At 76.4% G+C, this 1,176-nt stretch carries 1 protein-coding gene; it reads right to left on the reverse strand.

Annotated elements, in window-relative coordinates:
- The coding region (locus tag EHS43_RS44900; RefSeq protein WP_125196093.1) for a sigma 54-interacting transcriptional regulator at positions 1-1,176 on the reverse strand (1,176 nt) is incomplete at both ends.

Raw genomic sequence — 1,176 nt, forward strand, 5'->3', positions numbered from 1 at the left:
ACCAGCAGCCGAGTGTCCGGGCGGGCGTCGAGCAGGGAGTTGAGCGTGGCGACGGCGGGCTGCGTGAGGCGCTCGGCGTGCCGGAGGACGAGCGGTCTGCCCGCGCCCCACCGCGCCAACTCCTGTTCCAGCGAACCACCTTCGGCCGCGTCCACCAGCATGGGCTCGCCCCGTCCCAGCAACTCCCGTGCCAGCGCGGTCTTCCCCGTCCCCCGTTCCCCGGTCAGCAGGACCGGCTCGGGGGTGCGGACCAGCTCGGTGGCGCGCTCGACGGCATGGCGCCACGGCAGCGAGGAGCCGGCCAGACAGGGCAGCGGACGCGACCGGGGCCTCGGTGCGTCCTCGGCCGTCGGCTCCAGGAAGGCCACGATCCCGACGACCGCGCCCTCGTGGCGCACCAGGTCGATCCGGGCGTCGCACCCCGCTCCCGCGGGCAGTTCGACGCCGGCCGGCGCATCCGCGTGGCGTGCCGCGGTCGCCGTGCGCTCAAGAGCCCGCAGTACCTCGGGAGTTGCCAGCCGTTCCGCCGCCGCGCTGATCAGTCGGTTGCGGCCGTCCAGGGCGGCCACCGCGCGGTGCTCCGAGCGCGTCGCTCGCAAGTAGGCGTCCAGCAGCACCTGTTCGGGCCGTCCCGCCCGGGCCAGCAGCTCGGCCTCGACCGCGCCGGCGGCGGCCTCGGCGAGGGCGGCCTGGGGGTGCGGCGGGCGTCCCGCGCACAGGTGGGAGGCGACGGTGAGGGTGCCGAGCGCCTGGCCGCCCTTCGGCGCGAGGACCGGCACACTGACCGCGGACACGTCCTGCCACACGTCCAGGAAGTGCTCGGGTCCGTGCACCTCGGCGCGGCGCCGGCGGCGCAGGGCGAGGGCGGCGCTGTTGTGGCCGACCAACTGCTCCGACAACTCCGGGCACGGGGCGAGCCCGGGCGCTTCTCCGGATGTCCACAGCACGCGCAGCCGTGCGTCCGTGAGGAGCAGGACCGAGGGGCCGGTGCCCAGTGCGGGGGCGATCCGTTCGAGTACGGGACGGGCGGCGCCGAGCAGCGGCGAACGGTGCGGCCGGGGCGTGTCGGCGGCGGGCAGCCGCAAGTCGTGCGGTACGCCGAAGAACCGGGCCCGCCGCCACGCCGCGAGCACCTCCTCCGGCACGCCCTCGGGCAACGGGCGCCCGGACAGGAAG

It is taken from the genome of Streptomyces sp. RP5T (assembly GCF_003933965.1).
Lineage (GTDB): Bacteria > Actinomycetota > Actinomycetes > Streptomycetales > Streptomycetaceae > Streptomyces.